Below are 19,834 nucleotides of genomic sequence, written 5' to 3'. Positions count from 1 at the left end.
ATGGAACATCAGACGCCGTTACCTAACGTCGATGATTATCTTTTCGGACGTGGACTTACGCTCGCGGACTATTACATTGAACAGACCCCCGTGTCTGAAATGCTTTGTTATCGAGACGCAAACGGACGTGATTTCGATCTGCAGATTAATGATGCGCAACTCGCCGCAGCGGTGTTGACACGACTGAAGGGCCTGGGCGTGCGAATCGTAAGGCTGGGTGGTGTTGAATCAATTAAAACTACTGGTGCCGGCGCACGCCAGCAATTTGAATCGCGAACAGCAGCAGAAATCACGCAGGCTTACATCGGCCAGCAGCCCTTTGCTGTGAAGGCGGCGCCTTCGTTAAAGGGGCAGGTCGCCTGGTTAATCTCGTTGTTTCAAGACATGCACGCGCAAGGTCGACCGATAGTGGCGGGTCAACGCATTCAGTTGGGATTCTCCATGCTTACGGTTGGCCAGTCTCCGAACGGCACGCTAACGTTATGGGAACCTGACTTTGAGCGCAACCCTTTCGTGGATTTGCGTGAAGGTGTGGACGTGACTTTGGCATTGTTGTCTCAGCAAACCGGATTTATACGGCGCGCCAATTGTGCTTCGGCAGAGATTTCGTTCCAGGACAAGATCGTGCTGGCTCGCGGAGCGCTTCAGGCGCCATCCATTTATTTGGAAAGAAGTGCTCCGAATCCGGAAAAGCATGATTCTGGATGGTTTATAGGCATTCGTAATAGCAATGCTGAATTTGAATTGGAGGCGATTTACGCGTTCCAGCTAATTCAACTTCGTCCGGCTTTGTTGGAGGTGCTGGCACTTCCTGCTGGCTTCATGGTTTTTATTGAAGGCAACCAGATCATGGATGTCGCCAATGAACACAATCAAGCGATTGAGATTTTGCCGGCTCCCATTGCAGCCGGCGTTTCCAAGTGAGGTAGTGTGAGCGTGGATCTGATTGACGCATTTATCGAACTCCGCCAGGACGGCAAAGAGATCGTTCCAGGAATGACCTTCCAGACGCTCAGCCAACTCGGCTGGGCACCGAGCAAAATTGTTAGGGTGTCTTGGCTGGCTGGCCAAAGGCAGTTAGCGCTGGATTACCCAGATGGCGTATTGGCCAAAGTTTTGCCAGGCAGGGGGCATGTCGCGGTAATTCCACAGATTGGTGGTGCCGCTGGTTCTCCAAAACTGACTGTCATGGATGCGCAAGGACGGGAATGTTATGTTTTGGGAAGCGCTCAGGAAATCGCTGGCGTTATGAGGTACGGCAGCTTCCTTTGGTTTGAACCCTCTGATACGGATCCGGAACATCGATTCGGAGTTGTGTTTGAGACGGCTGATCAGCAGTTCCTGCTTGAGCTAGAGATAAATAGCGGAGCGGTCAAAGTGGTGCGAGAACTACGTTGATGCTTGGTCAGCGATATGTGTAATCGAAAGGCGCTGATATGAATTGACCAGTTGTTGCGCGCCGCGCTTTCATCGTATCGTGAACCAAATTATCGTCGAGCGATTTTGGCAAGATTGGCGGCGTTTTACCACGTTGACGTCGTAGCATTTTCCCTGGCCGGCCACGCTTGGATCGTATCGCCTGCCGCTTTGGCGTCGTAGCGTCAGTGAAAAAGTATGGGGACGCGAAGTCCCTCTGGCGCTACGACGTACGCGGCTGGCCGCCCTCATCTTCGATGTGTTCCCGCTGCGTGATGAAGTCGGGAAGATGCCCTACGCCTTGCCCCCGCCGCGCGCTTGCTGCTGCTTGAGCAGTGCTTCGTGCGAACGCCAATGCGGTTGCTGCAGCGCCATGTTGACATGGGTGACGGTGCAGATACGCTGACTATTCCGGCAAGCCTCCACCAGACTGGCATAACACAGGTTGCGCGCCAATCGCAGATTGCCTGTAAGCGCTCAACGCGACCACATATGAAAGTTGGCAAGGCCTGGTCAAACTTCGGTTTTCACTTTGGAGAACCGGATGGCAAATCAAGAACGAGAGCAGCGGTGGTTGGAGCGTATCGCGTTATGGCGTGAGAGCGGCATGTCGCAGCGGGCCTTTGCGCAGAAGCATGGCTACCCTATCCGCCAAGTCGGCTACTGGGTTCGGCGTTTGAGTCGTAGCGAGCCTGCGGTAGCGGCCTTGGTGCCTGTTGTGATTAAGGCGGAAGTTAGCGCACCGGCATTGATCTTGCGCGGACCGCATAGCTGGTCCGTCGAGTTCCAGCAGGCGCCTCGGCAGCTTGGGTGGCCGATCTGCTGCGCGGTCTGTAATGCAGCTGCAGGCAACGACAGTTTGGCTTGCAACCCAGCCAGTAGACATTCGCGCTGGGGGCGATCGCCTGTCACTGCATGTGCAGCAAGCGCTGGGCCGCCCACCATGCGATGGCACAGCCTACGTGTTCAGCAACCGGCGCCACACTCGCCTGAAGGTCGTGTGCTGGGACGGCAATGGCGTGTGGATGTGCGTGCGCCGCCTGCATCGCGGCCAGTGTTGCGCGCCGCGCTTTCATCGTATCGCGAGCCAAATTATCGTCGAGCGATTTCGGCGAGATTGGCGGCGTTTTTCCACTTTGACGTCGTAGAATTTTCCCTGCCTGGCCACGCTTAGATCGTATCGTCTGCCGTTTTGGTGTCGTAGCTGCGCTGAAAAAAAAAGGGGACCCGAAGTTCCCCGCGCTACGATATGCGCGGCTGGCCCCCATCATCTTCAATGGATTCCCGCTGCGTGATGGCGCCGGCAGGATGCGCTACGCTTTCTCCCCGCTGCGCGCTTGCTGCTGCTTGAGTAACGCTTCGTGCGAGCGCCAGTGCGGTTGCTGCAGCGCTGCGTTGACGTGGGTGACTGTGCAAATACGCTGTCGATCCATGCAAGCGGCCACCAGGCTGGCGTAGCACAGATTGCGTGCCAACCTCAGGTTGCCTTGTACTGCGCGCAATACGACGTTCAGCGCCGCCTCGTCGAAGGTGTTGGCGCCCAGTCCGACCGCCGCCAGTTCGGCCACGATGAACGCGGCCAGCTGTTCGTCATTGAGCGGCAGCAGCTGCTTTGAATAACTGATGCGGCTCTTGATGTCTTCGTTGCACATCAGCGAGAGACGATGCAGCAGCTCCGGCTGGCCAAGCAACACCAGGTTATGCTTGCTCGGGAATCGCTCGAACAACAGGCGCAGCTTGCGCAAAATAAGCACATCGAGCAAGTGCGCATCGTCGATCACGAGGTACAGGTTCTTCTGCGATTGTACATGGCGCCAGGCCGCCTGCACCAGCTCCTTTTCAATGTCCTTGGGCGCGGCTTTGATCTGCAGCGATTCACCCAACTGCTTGAGGATCGGAAGATAGGTATGCATGGTTTGGGTGAAGCTGGCCACCACGCAATCACGTGCCTTGCCTAGTTGTTCCAGGTGCTGGCGGATAACGGATTTGCCGACGCCGGGATCGCCGACTACGACGCAGAAGCCGCCATGCTGGGCATGGATCTGCACCATCTCCAGCGCTTCGCTTTGTTGCGGCAGCAGGGGCGGATCCTTGCGGTAGAAGGGTTCCTGCGTCAGGCCGAATGTGGACTTGATCATGTGCGCTCTCCCGTTGCCGCCGGCATGCGAAGGCGTGCATTGGCGTGCAGGTCGAGCGCATTGGCTTGGCCCATGCGCTGGCCGGCGAAGTAGACGATGAAGCTGTCGCGCCGCTGGCGGTCATAACGCACTTGCACCGCCTTGCCACGCAGGTCGACCGGGCATTCGTAGCGTTGCGAATTGATCGAGAAGACATTGGTCTTGCTGACCTTGCGTTCCTCTTCGACATAAAACACCTCGGCCGAAAAGGCGTCGTCGGCCAGGAAGGTGATGCGGTTGCGGTCCAGGTTGAAACGGTCGACGGGCGCCATCTGGATGCCGCTGTGGAATTGCGCGTTGTATTCCTGCTCCACCCACTGGTGAGTCAGGCGGTTAAGTTCTTCCAGCGAAGCGAAGTGGGTATGCAAAGTCAGGAAGCGGTCGCGAAAACCCCGGAAGAAACGTTCGATCTTGCCCTTGGCGGCGCCGTCGCGGATGGGCGCGTGCGACAGGTGGATGTCGAGCCGCAGGCAGGCTTGGGCGATTTCGCGGGCGCTGTAGTTGCTGCCGTTATCGAAGTAGAGGCGCTGCGGCTTGCCGCGCTTGTACAAGGCAGAACGGAAGGCCTGCACCATATTCTCCGTATTGTCGCGGTAAAAGAACTCGGCGTGCGTAATGACGCGCGAGGCGTCGTCGAGGAAGGCGATCAGGAAGGTTTTTTTCCACTGGCCGTCGGCCTGTTTGATGCTGGGGCCGTGCAGCGTGTCGGCTTGCCACAACTCATTGGCGAACTGCATGGCGAAGGAGAGGCGCTGCTTGTGCATGGTTGGTTCATCGAGCAGCTGGTTTTTGCGCAGCATGCGGTAAAAGGTGGTGGGCGCCAGCTGCGAGCGCGTGAACAGGTTGCGCTGCAGGAGCACGCGGTATAGCACGCTCTTGGGCAGAAAAACGGCGGTATCGTTGGCCGGCCGGATGGGCTTGATTGCCGGCGAAGGTGCGGAAGCCGCCGCAGCGGCAAACGCCCTGCGCTCGGCGGTTGGGGAGGCTGGCGCGGCTGATGCTGTTGTTGCAGGACGTGGCGCGGTTGGCAATGCCAACGGTGCGCGCGCCGCTGCGGGCGAAGTCGCAGGTGAGACCGGGGCTGTACGCACAGCTGCATCGGAAGCCAGGTCGGGCGCCGTAGGTGAGGCCGCCACAACCCGTGGGCGCCTCAACGGCGAGCCGAATCCGGCAACCGCGATCACTGGCGATGCCAGCGCCGCAAGCCGCGCAAACATTGCGGACCGCGCAGCACCACGCAATCCGTGGGAGCAGACTGAGGTGACAGGAGGGAAGGTCGCCGAGGCTGTACCGGGACGCGCCGCGTCGGAGATGCCAAAGGTAGCCAATGGCAGTGGCGTGGCGGCGGATGCGCCTGCTGTAGTGCGCAATGCCCTGGGTGAAGTTCGTGCAGGCTCCAATGCGGCAAAGGTAGAGCGTGAGGTGCCGCGCGCCGAGCAAGGCCCCGCTCCACGCGCACCAGAGCCGTATCGTCCGCCAGTGCAGGAGCCGACGCCGGCATCTGCGCCAAGCACGCCGGCACCGCGCGGTGCTGAGGTGCATGCGCCACAAGCGCCGCAGGCTCCACGTTCAACTCCGACGGCAGGCAATGCGCCGCAGAAGTTCGAGCTGTCCATGAAGGAGCACAACCGCGCACTGCAGGATGCCGGCCTGAATCGGGCAGAACGCCGAGCTGTCATGAACGGTGAAGCTTCCGCCGCCGAACTTGGTGGAGTCTCGAAAACCGGCCGGCCGGTGATGGTCAATGGCGTGGACGTGCGTAACCTGCGCCGTGCCTGCTTCGTGGCCGGTACGCCTGTGGAAACCCGCGACGGGTTGCGCGCGATCGACCGCCTGGCCATTGGCGACCAAGTTCTGTCGCGTCACGAGGAGACGGGTGAGATTGCCTATCGTACCGTGGTCCGTACGATCGTCATCGAGGACAAGCAGATTTATCGTCTGGTCGTAGCGGACGAGGCAGGCAACCGCGAAACGATCCGCACCACCGATGAACACCCGTTCTGGATCGCAGGCCACGGCTGGGTACGTGCAGCCGATCTGCGTGAAGGCGATCCATTGCTGACGCCGTCCGGCGAACATCGCGTGGTGGTGTCGCTGGTGGAAGAAGAAGGGCTGGAAACCGTCCACAACATTGAAGTTGACGAGTTCCACACCTACTTCGTTGGTGAGTTGCGCATCTTCGTTCACAATGCCGACTGCGGTGAAGTGGAAATTGTGCAGAACACACGACGCCGTGTAGCCGCGGAAGGTCCGACACGTCCGGTTGTGCCTGGGGATGCAGCGCGAGTAGTCTTCGATCCAATGGGCGGCGACAAATTCCGCGCATTGCAGACTGCCGCGGAACGTCGAGAGTTCTTGACAGAGTACGCACGGCAGATCCGAGGTCAGGAAGATGCTTTGAATAGCTTGACAGTTGATCAATTCATGAAAGCACGAGATTCCTTCGATAAGCTGGGACGCAATCCGAATGCGAAACGGGCGCAGAAACAGTTCACGAAAGATTTTGAGCGGGAGGTTAAGCAAAGTATTGCTGAGCGTATGAGGCGCGAAAATCCGCAACTCAGCGATGATGCGATAGACAAGATGGCGGCGCAGCAGGCAACGGCAGCTCGTAAAGGCCTCGCAGCATTACATGAGCCGGATAACGTCGCAGGAGGTTATACTTCGGCCGACCCAACTCGTATGGGAAATGCTAATGTCAACTCGTCGATCGGTCCTTCTTGGAACAGCCGCGTTGAAGCTTTGGATTCTTGGGCTGCCAAGGCAAAAGAGGCCGGCTATGGCGGTCACCAAATGAACGTACGCCTGTTCCTAGAAACAGGGCTGATTAATAATGGCCGAATTTAAAGGATGCAAATGAAAAGAGAATATTCCGCTTTCTTGGCGGCCTCCGGCCGCGGAGCGCAATATGCGACTGTTCCTGACCAGATATTGGAGAAGTACCGTGGGATATTGCCAGATTCGTTGCTTGAAATTTGGCAAAGCCAAGGCTGGTGCTCGTATGGCGGAGGTATGTTCTGGACTGTCAATCCAGAAGAATATGGGTGGTTAGTCGATGGCTGGATAAAGCCGCTGAACGAGCTGCCTGAGGACCGCTATTTCATAATTGCGCGTTCGGCTTTCGGCGAGTTCTTTTGCGCGCGGGAGAATGGTCCGCGAGTAATCACGATATGTTGCCCAATTGCCGCCGTGATGGCCCGTAGCTCGGCACTTGCCTCAGGCAACATGGAGGATGCAATTGACATGTTTTTCGGTGGGATGCGTCTGGAAGACTTTGATTTCGATGACGACGACGATAATCCAATGTTTGAAGCAGCTCGGGACGCGCTTGGAGTACTGGGACCAGACGAGGTATACGGCTTTGTGCCGGTACTTCCTCTGGGCGGCGAAGCAAATGTTGCGAACTTGCAGAAGTTGAAGCTTGGAGTTCATATTGACATTATCAAACAGTTTGCAGGCGTACAATTGATGACGGACTAAGCTAAGGAGAGTTGAGAATCTCGAATAGGATGCAAACGGATTTGACAGTTGGAAGAAGTGTAAAGCGCGAAGTCCTTTGTTCCGAACACCGGGTCTGCGGACGCTGAGTTGTGCTGTCTGCTGTCCACGATCGCAGACAAGTACCTGCGTCTGCGCCAGGGAGCAATCGGCGCAGCAAGCTCAACTTTCAACGGCGACTTCACAATAGCGGTTGCTCATGCGGCGCAAGCCGTGCTTGCTGCACCATTTGCGGATATTGAGGCTCAATCTGTTCAATGTGATGGCGGCGAGTCAGCCGTCTTCCGCACCTCTGCCTATCAGCGCGGGCCTGCTGTCGACCTCATAATCATCTGCTGGTCAACGGTATCTATCCCACTGCCCAGTCGTACAACTCCAGGTTTGCCGAGGGCGAGCGGCCCTTCGCCTTGCGGCCAGCGATGCGCACGATGTTTCTGTGCCATCAAGTGCTATTACATGCAGGAGGATAGCTTGAGCAAAATCCGCTTGGTTCAGAACGTGTGCACATGCCGAGCTTTTATCCCCTGCGCCTGACTGCGACCATTGAACTTCCGAAAATTCTAGCAGCGAGCAGATGAAGGAATGGAAGATGAAACAGTATGAAAAGGTATTGGGCGGGCTTGGCATGCCGGAGGAATTGATTGCGCTAGCAACGGGCAGGCTCCAACTGCCTAATGGAATAAACGAACAGCCTGCACGGTGCTACGGCTTTCCGCCGGCACTCATTCCGTTTTGGAGTGCGCCAGATGCGATGATTTACACGGGCTACTGGAGTCACTGGTTCGCTGATCGTGACGCCAGCTTTGTCAAGATGTACGTCAAGTTGGGCTACGTGGTATCTGAAATAGCGCGGACCTGCGAACAGTTCAAAGCATACGAAGTCTTGAATGAGCTTGTATTCGCGGATGAATCCACCCCGGAAGTTGCCGACTTTGCAGCCAAACTAGGGGTTGATTTAGGCCAGATTGAGCAATTTGCCGAAACTCATGGCGACGACCCAACACAGTTATATTTGCTGCCAGAATTTGCAGTACGCACGCCACTGGAAAGCTGTTCTGGGTCGAAAGGTTATGACGGTGGTTTTCCAACCGTTAGCAACGCCAATGGTTCTGCTAATAAACAGGCGTCCTCTTTTGAGTTAAATGAAACCACCGCGCGTGCGTTTCTGGCCAGTCCTGATTGTCCCCCATGGTTGAAGACTACGGACAAACAGCACTTATTCCAGACCTATTTGAGTGCGGGAGACCTGACATCGGCGTGGTTCACGTTAAATTCAAGCGGCTGGAACTTTGCCGCTGCTCGGGCCGCATTGACGAAATTGGCGCACCACTCGGAAGTCGACAATTTTCACGCAATGGTCGAGGCATGGCTGTCCTTGCCGCACGAACAATATGGCGTTGGCTATTAGTAGTGGACAAAAATGGTACTTGGAAGCTCGTGACGATTGAGAGTACAGGAGGAAAATTGTGGCATTTCAGGCTGACCCGGAACTGTTGAACCAGACGGTGCAGGCGCTCGCCGATAGCGCGCCGCCGGATTGGAGAGTGATTACTTTCTATTTTGAGTTCTTAGAGGATGAGCAACTCGGGCTGAGAAATAAGTGCACTGCGAGGGCGTTGGGCGGCGAAAATTTCGATATCCACCTGGATAGCTACGACCTCGGCAACACGATTCAGACATACGATACGGTCAAGGCCCTATATCAAGAGGCTGTCCAGCATGGCGAGAAATGGACGGGCGTACGCTTGACAGTCCTGTGGAACGGGCGCTTCAGGTTCCGCTTCTTTTATGGTCAAACACCTCTTCTGGGCGGCGACCGTGAAACGGTGCTGCAGATTATGTCCGAAGGCTTGAACGAATTATGCAAGCCTGACTTCGGACGAATTGTGAATCCAGAAATGACTCCAACAGTCGACGAAATTTACCAGCAGATCAAATCTCATCATCTGTTCAAGGTAATCCGTGGCGAGGAAGGCGTGTTTCGCACGCCGTCCTACATTAATGCCGACTTGCTGCCGACCGATCACAACGAGTTGCTGGTCAAGGCGATTTATCCGATCGCCGAGAAGTACAACGTCAAGTTTGCAGAGCGCGAACTTGACTTGGCCTTGCGCGTCGCCGCAAGTGATGCGCTGGGCGTTTTCTGCGCCATCCAGTGCTACTACATGCAAGTGGTGAACGAGGAAGACGGCTTAAGCAATATTCGGTTGAACCGGGCGGATTTGCCGCAGTATTTGACGGCGCGCTATTTCGCTTTGGTGGAAGACCTCAAGAAATTGAACCTGAGCGGCAATGATGCGCCCGATTATGCGCAAAAGAGTGCCCTGAGCTACCTGAGGATCCTGGTGGAGCAGTATGGCGTGAAGGCCACCGCATAGGCGTTAGCGCAAGTGAGCACAGCCAGCGCAGGGGAGCGGCACCTTGCGCTCTTCGAGGATGCTGCGCAGCGCGGCGATTGACTCGAAGCGGCTGGCGTCCTTGATGAAGCAGCATGGCATCTCGCCGCCGCTCAGGTCGTAGTAGCGCATGCCGTCATTCTCCAGAAGGTGGCAACGGTACTCGGTCGGTTGGCGGTGCAGCTGGATGCGCTGTGGGTAACGGCGGCTGTAGTCGTCCTTGCCCTGCAGCGGCTGAATCATGTGGCGCAAGCCGCGCTTGCGGCACCATTCGCGCACTGGCTGAACCGAGGCGGAAACGGCGACGGAGAAGATCGTGATGTCGAGTTTGCCGCGCAGGTTCTCGACAAACTCGATGACGCGTTCCAGGTTGTGGCGGCCGATGCTGGCCGCTTCGCCTGCATCCAGCGTGTCGATGCTGACGCCGACCTGGCGGAAGTCGGCCAGGAAGTGTTCGGGATATTTGTACGTGCCGTTGGTGATGGTGAACGGCTCGGCGCCGATGGTGCGCGCGTAGGCGGCCATGGCGAAGAAGTCGCGGTTCAGCGTCGGTTCGCCTTCGCCTTGCAGCGACAGGCGGCGTGGCACGCCGTAGCGCGCGACGTGGCTGTCGACGATGGCGCGGAAGCGTTCCAGCGGCATGTCGCCCTGGACCATGTCGCGCCCGGCGCAGTAGAAGCAGTCGAAGTTACAACGTGTGCTGACTTCGACCTGCACATCCATCATTGCTGGGTCGCGCTGTCCAGCGATTGCAGCAATTCCCGGCCGCGTTCGGCATACAGGTTACTGGAGGCGGCCGACTGCAGCAGCACGTCCAGGTGACGGCGCGCGTCTTGCGCCTTGCCTTGGCGCGCCTGATGCAAGGCGCTGAAATACAGCGCCGGCGGGTGCACGGGATCGCGCTCCAGGATGGCCTCCCACAGCACTTGCGCCTGTTCGGCCTGGCCGTCGTTGAAGTAGGCCATCGCCAACTGGAATTGTTCGGTCGGCGCATCCGGATGCAGTGCCAGGTAGTGCTGGAACAGCTCCTGGGCGCGGCGCGGCAGGCCCAGCTGGGCGTACAGGCGGGCCGTCATGGCGATCGCTTCCGGCTCGGGAGCATTGCCGGCCAGGACCAGTTTCAACTTTTCCAGTGCGAGGTCGAGCCGGTTGCTGTCGATGTGATGGCGGGCCAGGGCGACCAGTTCATCGGGCGCAAATACGGACAAATTGTTGCTGGACGTCATAGTGGCGAAAGAAAAGTTAAGTAATTTGAATGTCAACATGCTACCATACAATGTTTAATGTATTGCAGCATCTATTTCTAAAAAGGAAAAAGTATGTTCAGCAGCTGGAAGCGCTGCGGCTTGCTGGCCGTGGCTTTATTGATGTCGGCGTCTGCGCAAGCGGGCTTGCTGACGTTTGAAGACCAGGATCCTGGCGACTGGGTGGCGCCGCTGGAGGCGGGCTATGGCGGCTTTGAATGGGGCAATGACCCAGCCGTTGTTTTCAAGGACTACATCCAGTCCCGCGGCTACCAATTGGGCACGGTGGGCAATGTTGGCTTGATCGGCTGGGACGGCATAATTTCGTTCTCGCGTGCGACCAAGTTCAATTTCGACCGCGCTGCCATCACGGCCGCCTGGAGCATGGATGAGGATGTCCTGGTACAAGGCTGGCGCAATGGCCAGCTGCTGTACACCAAGACCCTGCAGACCTCCTTCAACGGCCCTTACTACTTCGATTTCGGCTTCAAGGGCGTGGACGCGGTGAGCTTCCTGGGCACCGGTGGTATCGATGCCGGCTCGCAGGACGGCGCCGGCCCGCAACTGGTGCTTGACCAGATCCAGTGGAGCGTCGACCAGGTCGACCCGCCTGGCGACGTGCCGGAACCGGCGACGTTGCCGCTGATGGCCGGCGGTCTGGGCCTGCTGGCCCTGGCACGCCGCCGGCGTTCCTGATCAGTGCGTGCTGCGGCCGGTATAGGCCGACAGCATCACGTGCTGGCTGCTGTCGGTGCCGGCGCTTTGCTGGCGCTGTTCTTCCGGCAGCTTGTTGACGTCGTCGATGATGCGCTGCATGTCGGCGTTCAGGGCCGGGTTGTCCAGGTTCAGTTCAATGCCGCGTTGCAGGTAGCGCAGCGCATCGGCAAATTCATCCGCCAGCAGGTGGCGCAGGCCGCGGCCGAAGTGGAACAGGCATTTGCCTTCGTCCAGGTCGTCCAGCGCCACCAGCACGTCGTTGGCGCGCGGGCCGTCGCCTGAAGACAGGTACAGCAGGCCCAGCTGGAAGCGCGCGATGGCCAGTTCCGGATTGGCGGCAATGGCCGCTTCCATCGCGGTTGCGGCGCGGTCATACATGCGCAGCGAAGCGTAGCTGGCGCCCAGCATCAGCAGCGCTTCGGCGCTGGCATCGGGGCGGCTGCCCGCTTCTTTCAGGTAGGCCAGCGAGGTGGCGGAATCGCCGTTACGGTCGGCTTCCAGCGACAGCTGGAGCAGCTCGGCCTGGTCAAGCATGGCGAGGGTGGGGTTGCTCATTTTCGTAATCCGTTCTCAGTGTTTCGGCGCGCGTTGCGCCACAAAAGTGGTCAGGTATTCCTGCAGGCTCGGGGCATCCGCCGTCGGGCGCTGTTGCAATGCGCGCGAGATCAGGCGGTCGGCCAGCTGGCCATGGCCGTCCAGCTTGAGCAGGGCGGCCTTGGCGTAGACGGCGCCGAAGTTGGCCGGGTCGAGGCGGTTGGCCACGGTCACGGCCTGGCGCGCTTCATCCAGGCGGTTCAGGTGCACCAGCGCGGCAGCCAGGCCGCCGTGGGCTTCGGCGAAGCCGCGGTCGGCTTCCACGGCGCGGCGGAAACTCTGTTCCGCTTCGGCGTGGCGGCCGGTGGTCAGCTGGGCCCAGCCCAGCGCGACGATGGTGCCGGAATGCTCGGGCATGCAGGCTTCGGCTTTGGCCAGCGAGGCCAGCGCGTCGTCCTGTTCTTCGGTGTAGAGCTGGCTCAGGCCCTTGCCCAGCCAGGCGCGCCCGTTGTCCGGGCGCTGCGCCAGCACCGTGTCGAAGCTGGCGCGCGCGGTGGCGATGTCCTGGTCTTCCAGTGCCAGCGAACCGCGCACGGCGTTGGCTTCCACGCTGTCGGGCTGGACGGCCAGGGCCGCCTCGGCGGCGGCGCGCGCCTGTTCGCGGTCGCCCTGGTCGAAATAGAGCAGGGAAAGATAGGCCTGGCTGTCGGGCGATTCGGTCTGGGCATGCCATTGCCGGGCCGCTTGCAGCGCTTCATCCATCTGCCCGGTGTGGTGCAGGCAGTTGGCCAGGTAGCGCGCATTGGCCGGCACATCCAGGCCGCCCGCTGCGGCGGCGCTGAACTGCTGCGCCGCTTCCTCGAAGCGATCCTGGTAGAACAGGGCGATACCCAGGTTGTGCTGCAGCGCCGGTACCGGTTCGCCTTGCGCCAGCAAGCCCTGGAACAGCGCGGCCGCATCGCTGAAGCGGTGCTGCGACAGGTAGACGGCGGCGATGCGCGCGGTGGCGGCCGAGGCATCCGGCAGCAGGGCGGCGGCACGGCCATAGCTGGCCAGGGCGGCATCGAACTGGCCTGCCTGGTGCTGCAGGTCGCCCAGGTCGAGCAGCAGGCTGGTGTTGTCCGGATCGGCTTGCAGGAACGTGGTGAAGCGCTGGATCTTGGCGGTGAGGTCTGTTGCGGTCGACATGGTAAAGCTTGGCAAATTTAGCAATGCAAGATCATCCTACAATATGATGAACGTGTAAACAACGCAATATTTCTTTCAAAGATGAATGCAAACATCCTGTTCGCGTGGGAATTGGGCGAACACCTGGGCCATGTCTCGAAATTCCTGCCGCTGGCGCTGGCCTTGCGCGAACGCGGTTACCGTCCCGTGTTTGCGGTGCGCGACACCCATTCGGCTGAAGTGGTGCTGGGGCCGCACGGCATGCCTTGGCTGCAGGCGCCGGTGGCAATCGGCCAGGGCGGCGCCGCCGGGCCGGCCCTGAACTATGCCGACATCCTGCTGCGCTGCGGCTACGCCAGCCCGGTGCGCCTGGCGGGCATGCTGCGCGCCTGGCAACAGATCTTCGAATTGGTGCAGCCGGCGCTGACGGTGTTCGACCACAGCCCGACGGCGCTGCTGGCCAGCCGCGGGCGCGCCATGCGGCGCGTGCTGCTGTCGCCCGGCTTTTTCCTGCCGCCGCGGCAGACGCCGTTCCCGCCCATCCTGCCGCAGGCGGTGGCGCAGGAAAATTTGCTGGCGTGCGACACGGCGGCACTGGCGGCGATCCAGGCAGCACAGGAGCGCATCGGCATGGCGCCGCTGGCGACGCTTCCTGAACTGTTCGACGCCGACTTGCGCCTGCTCGACACCCATCCCGAACTGGACCACTTCGGCGCCCGGCCGGAAGAGGAATACTGCGGCGGCTTCTATCTCGATGAGGCCGGGGTGCCGGCCAGCTGGCCCGACACCGGGCGGCCGCGCGTGTTCGCCTACCTGCGCCCGGGGCAGCGCGGCGTGGACCGCCTGCTCAGCCAGTTGCGTATGGCGCCTTGCGACGCGCTGATCTACGCGCCGGGGCTGACAGCGCAGCAGGCGGCGCGCTTTGCCAACAGCAATATGCGCTTCACGCAAGAGCTGACGCAGTTGCGCAGCCTGGCCGGGCAGTGCGACCTGGCCATCCTGTATGCCAGCCATGCCACGATCTGCGCCTGCCTGGCGGCCGGGGTGCCGATGCTGCTGCTGCCGCAGCAGCCGGAGCAAGCCATGCTGGCGCGCCGCGTGGCTGAACTGGGCGTGGCCCGCGTCTACCAGGACGATGCGGCGCCGCTGGCCCAGGTAGAGGACGCCCTGGCCGATGCCGGCATGCGCGCGGCGGCCAAAGCGTGGCGTGGCAGCCACACAGCGATGGCAGCGCCGGCGCTGGCCGATCGTCTCTCGGCACTACTACAAAACCCCTCAAATTAGTGACACTTTTTAAGTTTCCATAAATAAAAACTCTACCATTTTCTGCAATTAGCATTTACATCATGATAGTATTGCCGACTTTCAATTGTTATATTGTTAGTTGCCGAGGTAACAGTGGATGTAAATGCAATTGCCGGCCTGGGCCTGCAGAACGATGTCCGGCAAATGGAGAGCATCAGCCAGAACCTGGCCAATGCCGTGACGCCCGGTTACAAGAAGCAGCTGGCGCTGGGCACCACCTTCCAGGCTCAACTGAGCCAGGCAGCACTGGCGCAGCCATTGCCGCTGACCCTGCCGTCCCTGCAAAGCAGCGTGATCGATGCAGGCGCCGGGCGCCTGCGCGCCACCGGCGACGCCCATGACGTCGCGGTCGACGGCACCGATTTCCTGGAGCTGGCCACGCCGGACGGCTCGGCCTACACCCGCCAGGGCAAGCTGCGGGTGGACGTCGACGGCCGCCTGGTCGGCGACCAGGGCCACCCGGTGGTCAGCAGCGCCGGTCCGCTCACCCTCAGCAACGCCCCCTTCACCATCGACGGCAACGGCGACGTGCAACAGGACGGCCGCGTGGTCGGCCGCCTGAAGCGGGTGCGCTTCGAGCAGGCTGGCCGCCTGCAGCCGCTGGGCGGCGGCATGTATGCGCTGGGCGGCGCCACGGTGGCCGACCCGAACAGCAGCGCGCCGGTCAAGCTGGGCTTCCAGGAAGCGTCCAACGTCGACACCACCACCGAGATGGTGCGCATGAGCATGACGGTGCGCCATTTCGAAGCCCTGGCGCGCGTAGTGCAGGGCTATGACGACAACCTGGAAAAGACCATCCGCAAGCTTGGAGATTTTTAAGCCATGAACGATTCGATGTACATCGCCGCCACCGGCATGCAGATGCAGCAGGCCAGCGTGGACACCATTGCCAACAACCTGGCCAACGTCGGCACGCCCGGCTTCAAGCGCTCGCGCGTGAGCTTCCAGGACCTGGTCTACCGCGACATGGGCGGTGCCCGCGCCGCCGCCAGCCAGGCCACCCAGGGCGCTGCGCCTTCGCTGTGGCAGGGCAGCGGGGTCGGCATGGCCGGCATCGTCAAGGCCTTTGCCGGCGGCGAGCTGAAACAGACCGGCCAGGCCCTCGATTTCGCCGTGCGCGGCGACGGCTTCTTCGAAGTGACGGCAGCCGACGGCACGCCGGCCTTTACCCGCGGCGGCAGCCTGGTGGTCGACAAGGAAGGCTACCTGGCCACCAGCGACGGTTACCAGCTGCGCCCGGCCATCCAGGTCGGCAACGACGCCAGCGAGCTGTCGGTGTCGGCCGCCGGCGTCGTGACGGCCAAGCTGGCCGGCCAGAGTTCGCCCAGCGAACTGGGCCGCATTGAACTGGCGCGCTTTGCCGACACCAGCGGCCTGCAGGCCATGGGCGGCAATATGTACCGGCCCAGCGCGGCTTCCGGCGACGCCATCTACGGCGCGGCCGGGGAAGGCGGCATGGGCACGGTGGCGCAGGGCTGGCTGGAAGGCTCCAACGTCAACCTGGTGGATGAAATGGTCAGCCTGATGGTGGCGCAGCGCGCCTACGAAAGCAGCGTCAAGGTGATCCAGGCGTCGGACGAGATGCTGGCCATGAGCAACAACCTGCGCAAATAAGCCATGCGTGCGCTGCTGTGTGCGGCCGCCCTCGCGTGGCTGCCGGCGGCGCAAGGCGCCGAATTGGCGCTGCGGGAAACGGTGATGGCCATGCAGCCGCGCCTGCACCTGGCCGATGTGGCCGAAGTCAGCGGCGAAGGCGCCGCGGCGCTGGCTAGCCTGGACCTGGGCAGCGCACCGCGCATCGGCTATGTGGCGCGCTGGACGCGCGCGCAATTGCAGGAACTGGTGCTGCGCCGGACCGGGCGCAGCGTGGAAGTGACAGGAGCGCAGCAGGTGCAGGTGCGCATGGCGTCGCGGCTGGTGGCTTCGGCCGAACAGCTGGCGCTGGCGACGCAGGCGGTGCAGGCCGCGTTCGGCGCCGACGGCAGCTTGCAGGCGACGCCGCTGCGCGTGCCGGCTGAAGTGGAAGCACCGCAGGACGCGCGCCTGGCCGTGCGGCCGCTGGCGGGACGCCCGCTGGCGCCGCGCTTTGAAGTGTGGCTGGACGTGCTGTGGCAGGACGCGGTGTACCGCTCGCTGCGGGTGGAACTGGCCCTGGAGCTGCCGCGCCAGCTGTATGTCGCGCGCCGCGACCTGGCTGCCGGCGAGGTGCTAGTGGCCGCCGATTTTGAAGCCCGCCCCGGCAACGCGGCACTGGCGGGCGGCCTGGCGGCGGACAGCTTGCCCAACGGCGCCCGTCTGCGCCAGCCGCTGCGCGCGGGGCAGGCGCTGGCGGCGAGCCAGCTGGCGCCGGCCGGTTTCCTGCGCCGCGGCGAACGGGCCGTGCTGCGCTGGCAGAGCGGCGCGCTGCAGCTGGAGCGCGAAGGCATCGCCCTGGGCGATGCGGCGCCGGGCGAGCCGGTGCAATTGAGGATGTCGGGCGGGGCCGTGTTGGCCGGCCGCCTGCAACAGGATGGAACGGTCCAGGCGGACCTGCAGTGAAGGAGAACATGTTGCGTGCAGTCTTAAAAGGGTTGATCTGGCTGGCCATGGCCGCCAGCCTGCCGGCCATGGCCGACAGCCTGTATCGCCCGCAAAACTACCAGCCCTTGACCTCGGACCTGCGTCCGCGCAAGGTGGGCGACCTGATCACGGTCATGGTCTATGAAAATTCCAGCGCCACCAGCAGCGCCGGCACCAATGCCGGCCGCAGCGCCCAGGTCGGGCTGGACGTGCGCACGCCGAACGGCCTGACGCACGGCGCCGCCATCCGCAGCCAGAACGACAGCGACGGCCATGGCACCACCCAGCGCGCCGGGCGCGTGCTGGCCCAGATCACGGTCGGCATCCGCGAGATCGCCGCCAACGGCGACTTGCTGGTGCAGGGCACGCAGCAGGTCGACATCAATAACGAGCGCCAGACCATCACGCTGGAGGGCCGGGTGCGCCAGCAGGACGTGTCCGACACCAATGTGGTGCTGTCGACCCGCGTGGCGGAAGCGCGCATCAGCTACGCCGGCCAGGGCGATATCTCCGAGCGCCAGCGCCCGGCCTGGTGGCAGCGCCTGTTGACCCTGTTCGGAGTGTGACGTGAAGAAGTGGAGCTGGATCCTGCTGCCGCTGGCAGCACTGGCGCTGAGCCTGCCGGCCGGCGCGCAACAGGTGCGTATCAAGGACCTGGGCAAGATGGAAGGCTGGCGCGAGAACCCGCTGTCCGGCTACGGCCTGGTGACCGGCCTGGCCGGCACCGGCGACTCGCCGCGCAACAAGGCCACCCGCCAGTCGATCGCCAATATGCTGGCGCGCTTCGACCTGCAAGTGGCGGCCGACGACGTGCAGAGCCGCAACGTGGCGGCCGTGATGGTGACGGCCTCGCTGTCGCCGTTCGGCCGTCCCGGCGACGCGCTGGACGTCACCGTCACCTCGCTGGGCGATGCGCGCAGCCTGGTGGGCGGCACCCTGATGCTGGCGCCGCTGAAAGGCGCCGACGGCCAGCTGTATGCGCTGGCGCAGGGCGCGCTGTCGGTGGGCGGCTACAAGTACGACATGAACGGCAATGTGATCCAGAAGAACCATCCGACGGTCGCTTCCATTCCCGGCGGCGCCACCATCGAGGCCGGCGTGCGCAGCACCATGCTGAGCGAGCGCAATACGGTGACCTTCGTGCTGGCCGAATCGGACTACACCACCGCCACCCGCGTGGCCGACGCCATCAATGCGCGCCTGGGCGCCGGCCTGGCGCAGGCCCAGGATGCCGCCGGCGTCGAAGTCAACGTGCCGCCCAGCCGCCGTACGCGCCTGGCCGATTTCCTGGCGGCGCTGGAAAACGTGACGGTGGAACCGGACCGCCGCGCGCGCGTGGTGATCAACGAACGCACCGGCACCCTGGTGGCCGGCGGCGACGTGCGCATCGACAAGGTCGCTGTCTCGCAGGGCGAGCTGAAGGTGTCGATCGTGACCGACAACACGGTGTCGCAGCCGTTGCTGGTGAGCCGCACCGGGCCGGACGTGCAGACGGTGGCCGTCAGCAACAGCCGCGTCGACGTGAAGGAGCAGGGCGGCACCGGCTACCTGGCGCCGCGCGCCACCACGGTGGCCGAGCTGGTGGACGCGCTGGCGCGCATGCACACCAATACCCGCGACATCATTTCCATCCTGCGCGCGGTGAAGGCCGCTGGCGCGCTGCACGCCGACCTGGTCGTGCAATAAACCCGAGGAAGCCCATGGTACCGATGATTGAAGAAAGCACCACCCGCCTGCTCGGCATGGCCCTGGACGCGGCCGTGATGCGCCAGCAGGCGATCGCGCAGAACATCGCCAACGCCAACACGCCGGGCTACCAGCGCATCGGCGTCAGCTTCGAAAGCCGCGTGGCCGGCCTGATGGACGCTGCCGGCCAGGTGCGCGCGCCGTCGCTGTCCGAACTGGCCGCCTACCGTCCGCGCCTGGAAACGCTGGCGCCCAGCAATGCCAACCAGGAAGTGGCGCTGGACATGGAACTGGCGCAGCTGTCGCAGACCACGCTGCAGCACCAGGCCTTGCTGAAGGCCTTGAACAAACACCTGTCCGTGCTGGGCACGGCCATCAACGAAGGGAAACGCTAATGAGCTACCAGGCGGCATTTCAAATCAGCGCCACCGGCATGGCAGTGGAAAAGCTGCGGCTGGACCTGACCGCGGCCAACCTGGCCAACATGAACCAGGCCGCGCCGTCGGCGGCGGCAGCCTATCAGCCGCTGCGCCTGGTGAGCCAGGCGCGCCCGCTGGCCTTTGCCCAGCAGTTCGCCCTGGCCGGCGGCGGCGCCGAAGTCAAGGCCGTGGTGCCGCAGGCCGTGGCGCCGCGCCTGGTGTACGAACCGGGCCATCCCTATGCCGATGCCAAGGGCATGGTGGCCTATCCGGGCGTCGACCATACGGCGGAAATGTTGAACGTCAACCTGGCGCTGCGCAGCTACGAAGCCAACCTGGCGGCCTTCACCGCCGCCCGCACCATGGCCGCGCGCACGCTGGAAATCGGGGGCAACCAATGAGCATCGAAGCGATCGGCGCGATCGGCGCCGTGGATGCGGTCGAACCTGCGGCCCTGGGCGTGCCTGCCGCGCCGGTGGCGGCGCCCGGTTTCGCCGACTGGATTGCGCGTGAAGTGGGCCAGGTCGACGCCACGCTGGCGACGTCGGAAAACGACCTGCGCCGGCTGGCCACCGGCCAGGTGCAGAACCTGCACGAAGTGATGATCCACATGGAAGAAGCCAAGCTGTCCTTCCAGTTGCTGGCACAAGTACGTAACCGCTTGCTGGATGCATACCAGGAAGTGATGCGGATGCAAGTCTAGGAGTCGTAAGTGA

At 62.1% G+C, this 19,834-nt stretch carries 23 protein-coding genes and 1 pseudogene; 18 read left to right on the top strand and 6 right to left on the bottom strand.

The features are described 5' to 3' along the window. The 4 genes and pseudogenes from ACN9MW_RS29630 to tnpB all read left to right on the top strand — a co-directional run bounded on the left by ACN9MW_RS29630 (position 1) and on the right by tnpB (position 2,564). Positions 1-924, top strand: coding sequence for an immunity protein Imm33 domain-containing protein (locus tag ACN9MW_RS29630; RefSeq protein WP_426165684.1), 924 nt, complete (start codon positions 1-3; stop codon positions 922-924). Positions 925-936: 12 nt separating this feature from the next. Beyond that, positions 937-1,398 carry a hypothetical protein gene (locus tag ACN9MW_RS29625; protein WP_426165682.1) on the top strand — a complete coding sequence of 154 codons (462 nt, stop codon included), beginning with the start codon at positions 937-939 and terminating at the stop codon, positions 1,396-1,398. 562 nt (positions 1,399-1,960) lie between these two features. Continuing rightward, a pseudogene (gene tnpA / locus ACN9MW_RS29620) lies at positions 1,961-2,140 on the top strand (IS66 family insertion sequence element accessory protein TnpA); the annotation flags it as partial. A 112-nt stretch (positions 2,141-2,252) separates the two neighbouring features. Then, the gene (gene tnpB, locus ACN9MW_RS29615) at positions 2,253-2,564 is read left to right on the top strand and encodes an IS66 family insertion sequence element accessory protein TnpB (RefSeq protein WP_426165680.1); all 312 of its coding nucleotides are present in this window, start codon (positions 2,253-2,255) and stop codon (positions 2,562-2,564) included. Between the two features lie 165 nt (positions 2,565-2,729). Here the strand turns inward: tnpB and ACN9MW_RS29610 are convergent, their stop codons facing one another. Together ACN9MW_RS29610 and ACN9MW_RS29605 are read right to left on the bottom strand one after the other, a co-directional pair. Beyond that, a complete protein-coding gene (locus ACN9MW_RS29610) occupies positions 2,730-3,554 on the bottom strand; it encodes an ExeA family protein (RefSeq protein ID WP_426165678.1) in 825 nt (274 codons plus the stop codon). After that, positions 3,551-4,465, bottom strand: coding sequence for a DDE-type integrase/transposase/recombinase (locus ACN9MW_RS29605; RefSeq protein WP_426165676.1), 915 nt, complete (start codon positions 4,463-4,465; stop codon positions 3,551-3,553). The genes ACN9MW_RS29610 and ACN9MW_RS29605 overlap by 4 nt, the downstream gene beginning before the upstream one ends. A 40-nt stretch (positions 4,466-4,505) precedes the next feature. Here ACN9MW_RS29605 and ACN9MW_RS29600 point away from each other — a divergent pair, with 40 nt between their 5' ends. The 4 genes from ACN9MW_RS29600 (at position 4,506) to ACN9MW_RS29585 (ending at position 9,469) form a co-directional block, all read left to right on the top strand. Continuing rightward, positions 4,506-6,440, top strand: coding sequence for a polymorphic toxin type 15 domain-containing protein (locus ACN9MW_RS29600; protein ID WP_426165674.1), 1,935 nt, complete (start codon positions 4,506-4,508; stop codon positions 6,438-6,440). A gap of 9 nt (positions 6,441-6,449) precedes the next feature. Further along, complete coding sequence (locus ACN9MW_RS29595) at positions 6,450-7,073, top strand: GAD-like domain-containing protein (protein WP_426165672.1); 624 nt, start codon at positions 6,450-6,452, stop codon at positions 7,071-7,073. Positions 7,074-7,665: 592 nt separating this feature from the next. Beyond that, positions 7,666-8,499: a hypothetical protein gene (locus ACN9MW_RS29590; protein ID WP_426165670.1), complete on the top strand. Its 834-nt coding sequence runs from the start codon at positions 7,666-7,668 to the stop codon at positions 8,497-8,499. 58 nt (positions 8,500-8,557) lie between these two features. Then, complete coding sequence (locus ACN9MW_RS29585; protein ID WP_426165668.1) at positions 8,558-9,469, top strand: hypothetical protein; 912 nt, start codon at positions 8,558-8,560, stop codon at positions 9,467-9,469. A gap of 3 nt (positions 9,470-9,472) precedes the next feature. Here the strand turns inward: ACN9MW_RS29585 and ACN9MW_RS29580 are convergent, their stop codons facing one another. Further along, entirely contained in the window at positions 9,473-10,213 is a 741-nt protein-coding gene (locus tag ACN9MW_RS29580) for a radical SAM protein (protein ID WP_426165666.1), read from the bottom strand. Next, entirely contained in the window at positions 10,210-10,695 is a 486-nt protein-coding gene (locus tag ACN9MW_RS29575) for a tetratricopeptide repeat protein (protein WP_426165664.1), read from the bottom strand. The genes ACN9MW_RS29580 and ACN9MW_RS29575 overlap by 4 nt, the downstream gene beginning before the upstream one ends. A 111-nt stretch (positions 10,696-10,806) precedes the next feature. On the opposite strand from ACN9MW_RS29575, the gene ACN9MW_RS29570 reads away from it, so the two are divergent. After that, on the top strand, positions 10,807-11,427 hold the full coding sequence (locus ACN9MW_RS29570) for a PEP-CTERM sorting domain-containing protein (protein ID WP_426165662.1): 621 nt from the start codon (positions 10,807-10,809) through the stop codon (positions 11,425-11,427). Here the strand turns inward: ACN9MW_RS29570 and ACN9MW_RS29565 are convergent, their stop codons facing one another. Both ACN9MW_RS29565 and ACN9MW_RS29560 read right to left on the bottom strand, forming a co-directional pair. After that, positions 11,428-12,003, bottom strand: a complete 576-nt coding sequence (locus ACN9MW_RS29565; protein ID WP_426165660.1) for a tetratricopeptide repeat protein — start codon at positions 12,001-12,003, stop codon at positions 11,428-11,430. 15 nt (positions 12,004-12,018) lie between these two features. Next, a complete protein-coding gene (locus tag ACN9MW_RS29560) occupies positions 12,019-13,170 on the bottom strand; it encodes a tetratricopeptide repeat protein (RefSeq protein WP_426165658.1) in 1,152 nt (383 codons plus the stop codon). 81 nt (positions 13,171-13,251) lie between these two features. On the opposite strand from ACN9MW_RS29560, the gene ACN9MW_RS29555 reads away from it, so the two are divergent. The 9 genes from ACN9MW_RS29555 (at position 13,252) to fliE (ending at position 19,821) form a co-directional block, all read left to right on the top strand. Then, complete coding sequence (locus ACN9MW_RS29555) at positions 13,252-14,433, top strand: glycosyltransferase (RefSeq protein ID WP_426165656.1); 1,182 nt, start codon at positions 13,252-13,254, stop codon at positions 14,431-14,433. A 114-nt stretch (positions 14,434-14,547) separates the two neighbouring features. Further along, complete coding sequence (locus tag ACN9MW_RS29550; protein ID WP_426165654.1) at positions 14,548-15,273, top strand: flagellar hook-basal body protein; 726 nt, start codon at positions 14,548-14,550, stop codon at positions 15,271-15,273. A 3-nt stretch (positions 15,274-15,276) separates the two neighbouring features. Further along, on the top strand, positions 15,277-16,068 hold the full coding sequence (gene flgG / locus ACN9MW_RS29545; protein WP_426165652.1) for a flagellar basal-body rod protein FlgG: 792 nt from the start codon (positions 15,277-15,279) through the stop codon (positions 16,066-16,068). A gap of 3 nt (positions 16,069-16,071) precedes the next feature. Further along, complete coding sequence (gene flgA, locus ACN9MW_RS29540) at positions 16,072-16,992, top strand: flagellar basal body P-ring formation chaperone FlgA (RefSeq protein ID WP_426165650.1); 921 nt, start codon at positions 16,072-16,074, stop codon at positions 16,990-16,992. A gap of 8 nt (positions 16,993-17,000) precedes the next feature. Then, positions 17,001-17,579: a flagellar basal body L-ring protein FlgH gene (locus ACN9MW_RS29535; protein ID WP_426165648.1), complete on the top strand. Its 579-nt coding sequence runs from the start codon at positions 17,001-17,003 to the stop codon at positions 17,577-17,579. Position 17,580: 1 nt separating this feature from the next. Continuing rightward, positions 17,581-18,699: a flagellar basal body P-ring protein FlgI gene (locus ACN9MW_RS29530; RefSeq protein ID WP_426165646.1), complete on the top strand. Its 1,119-nt coding sequence runs from the start codon at positions 17,581-17,583 to the stop codon at positions 18,697-18,699. 14 nt (positions 18,700-18,713) lie between these two features. Beyond that, a complete protein-coding gene (locus tag ACN9MW_RS29525; protein WP_426165644.1) occupies positions 18,714-19,094 on the top strand; it encodes a flagellar basal body rod protein FlgB in 381 nt (126 codons plus the stop codon). Next, entirely contained in the window at positions 19,094-19,519 is a 426-nt protein-coding gene (gene flgC / locus ACN9MW_RS29520; RefSeq protein ID WP_426165642.1) for a flagellar basal body rod protein FlgC, read from the top strand. The genes ACN9MW_RS29525 and flgC overlap by 1 nt, the downstream gene beginning before the upstream one ends. Then, on the top strand, positions 19,516-19,821 hold the full coding sequence (fliE, locus tag ACN9MW_RS29515; protein WP_426165640.1) for a flagellar hook-basal body complex protein FliE: 306 nt from the start codon (positions 19,516-19,518) through the stop codon (positions 19,819-19,821). The genes flgC and fliE overlap by 4 nt, the downstream gene beginning before the upstream one ends. The last annotated feature ends 13 nt before the right edge of the window (positions 19,822-19,834 follow it).

Origin of the sequence: Pseudoduganella sp. R-34 (genome assembly GCF_049904655.1) — a bacterium.
In the GTDB taxonomy this organism is placed as follows: domain Bacteria; phylum Pseudomonadota; class Gammaproteobacteria; order Burkholderiales; family Burkholderiaceae_D; genus Rugamonas.
Note: the sequence above shows the minus strand (reverse complement) of the source record. Positions and strands in the feature narration are given on the sequence as shown.

Bases quoted from the DNA above. Each gene is read 5' to 3' on its own strand.
- flgG (WP_426165652.1), top strand. From the start codon at position 15,277: ATGAACGATTCGATGTACATCGCCGCCACCGGCATGCAGATGCAGCAG.
- ACN9MW_RS29560 (WP_426165658.1), bottom strand. From the start codon at position 13,170: ATGTCGACCGCAACAGACCTCACCGCCAAGATCCAGCGCTTCACCACG.
- ACN9MW_RS29610 (WP_426165678.1), bottom strand. From the start codon at position 3,554: ATGATCAAGTCCACATTCGGCCTGACGCAGGAACCCTTCTACCGCAAG.
- ACN9MW_RS29570 (WP_426165662.1), top strand. From the start codon at position 10,807: ATGTTCAGCAGCTGGAAGCGCTGCGGCTTGCTGGCCGTGGCTTTATTG.
- fliE (WP_426165640.1), top strand. From the start codon at position 19,516: ATGAGCATCGAAGCGATCGGCGCGATCGGCGCCGTGGATGCGGTCGAA.
- ACN9MW_RS29525 (WP_426165644.1), top strand. From the start codon at position 18,714: ATGGTACCGATGATTGAAGAAAGCACCACCCGCCTGCTCGGCATGGCC.
- ACN9MW_RS29565 (WP_426165660.1), bottom strand. From the start codon at position 12,003: ATGAGCAACCCCACCCTCGCCATGCTTGACCAGGCCGAGCTGCTCCAG.
- ACN9MW_RS29590 (WP_426165670.1), top strand. From the start codon at position 7,666: ATGAAGGAATGGAAGATGAAACAGTATGAAAAGGTATTGGGCGGGCTT.
- ACN9MW_RS29600 (WP_426165674.1), top strand. From the start codon at position 4,506: ATGGGCTTGATTGCCGGCGAAGGTGCGGAAGCCGCCGCAGCGGCAAAC.
- ACN9MW_RS29555 (WP_426165656.1), top strand. From the start codon at position 13,252: ATGAATGCAAACATCCTGTTCGCGTGGGAATTGGGCGAACACCTGGGC.
- ACN9MW_RS29580 (WP_426165666.1), bottom strand. From the start codon at position 10,213: ATGATGGATGTGCAGGTCGAAGTCAGCACACGTTGTAACTTCGACTGC.
- ACN9MW_RS29595 (WP_426165672.1), top strand. From the start codon at position 6,450: ATGAAAAGAGAATATTCCGCTTTCTTGGCGGCCTCCGGCCGCGGAGCG.
- ACN9MW_RS29630 (WP_426165684.1), top strand. From the start codon at position 1: ATGGAACATCAGACGCCGTTACCTAACGTCGATGATTATCTTTTCGGA.
- ACN9MW_RS29535 (WP_426165648.1), top strand. From the start codon at position 17,001: ATGTTGCGTGCAGTCTTAAAAGGGTTGATCTGGCTGGCCATGGCCGCC.
- flgC (WP_426165642.1), top strand. From the start codon at position 19,094: ATGAGCTACCAGGCGGCATTTCAAATCAGCGCCACCGGCATGGCAGTG.
- flgA (WP_426165650.1), top strand. From the start codon at position 16,072: ATGCGTGCGCTGCTGTGTGCGGCCGCCCTCGCGTGGCTGCCGGCGGCG.
- tnpB (WP_426165680.1), top strand. From the start codon at position 2,253: ATGCAGCTGCAGGCAACGACAGTTTGGCTTGCAACCCAGCCAGTAGAC.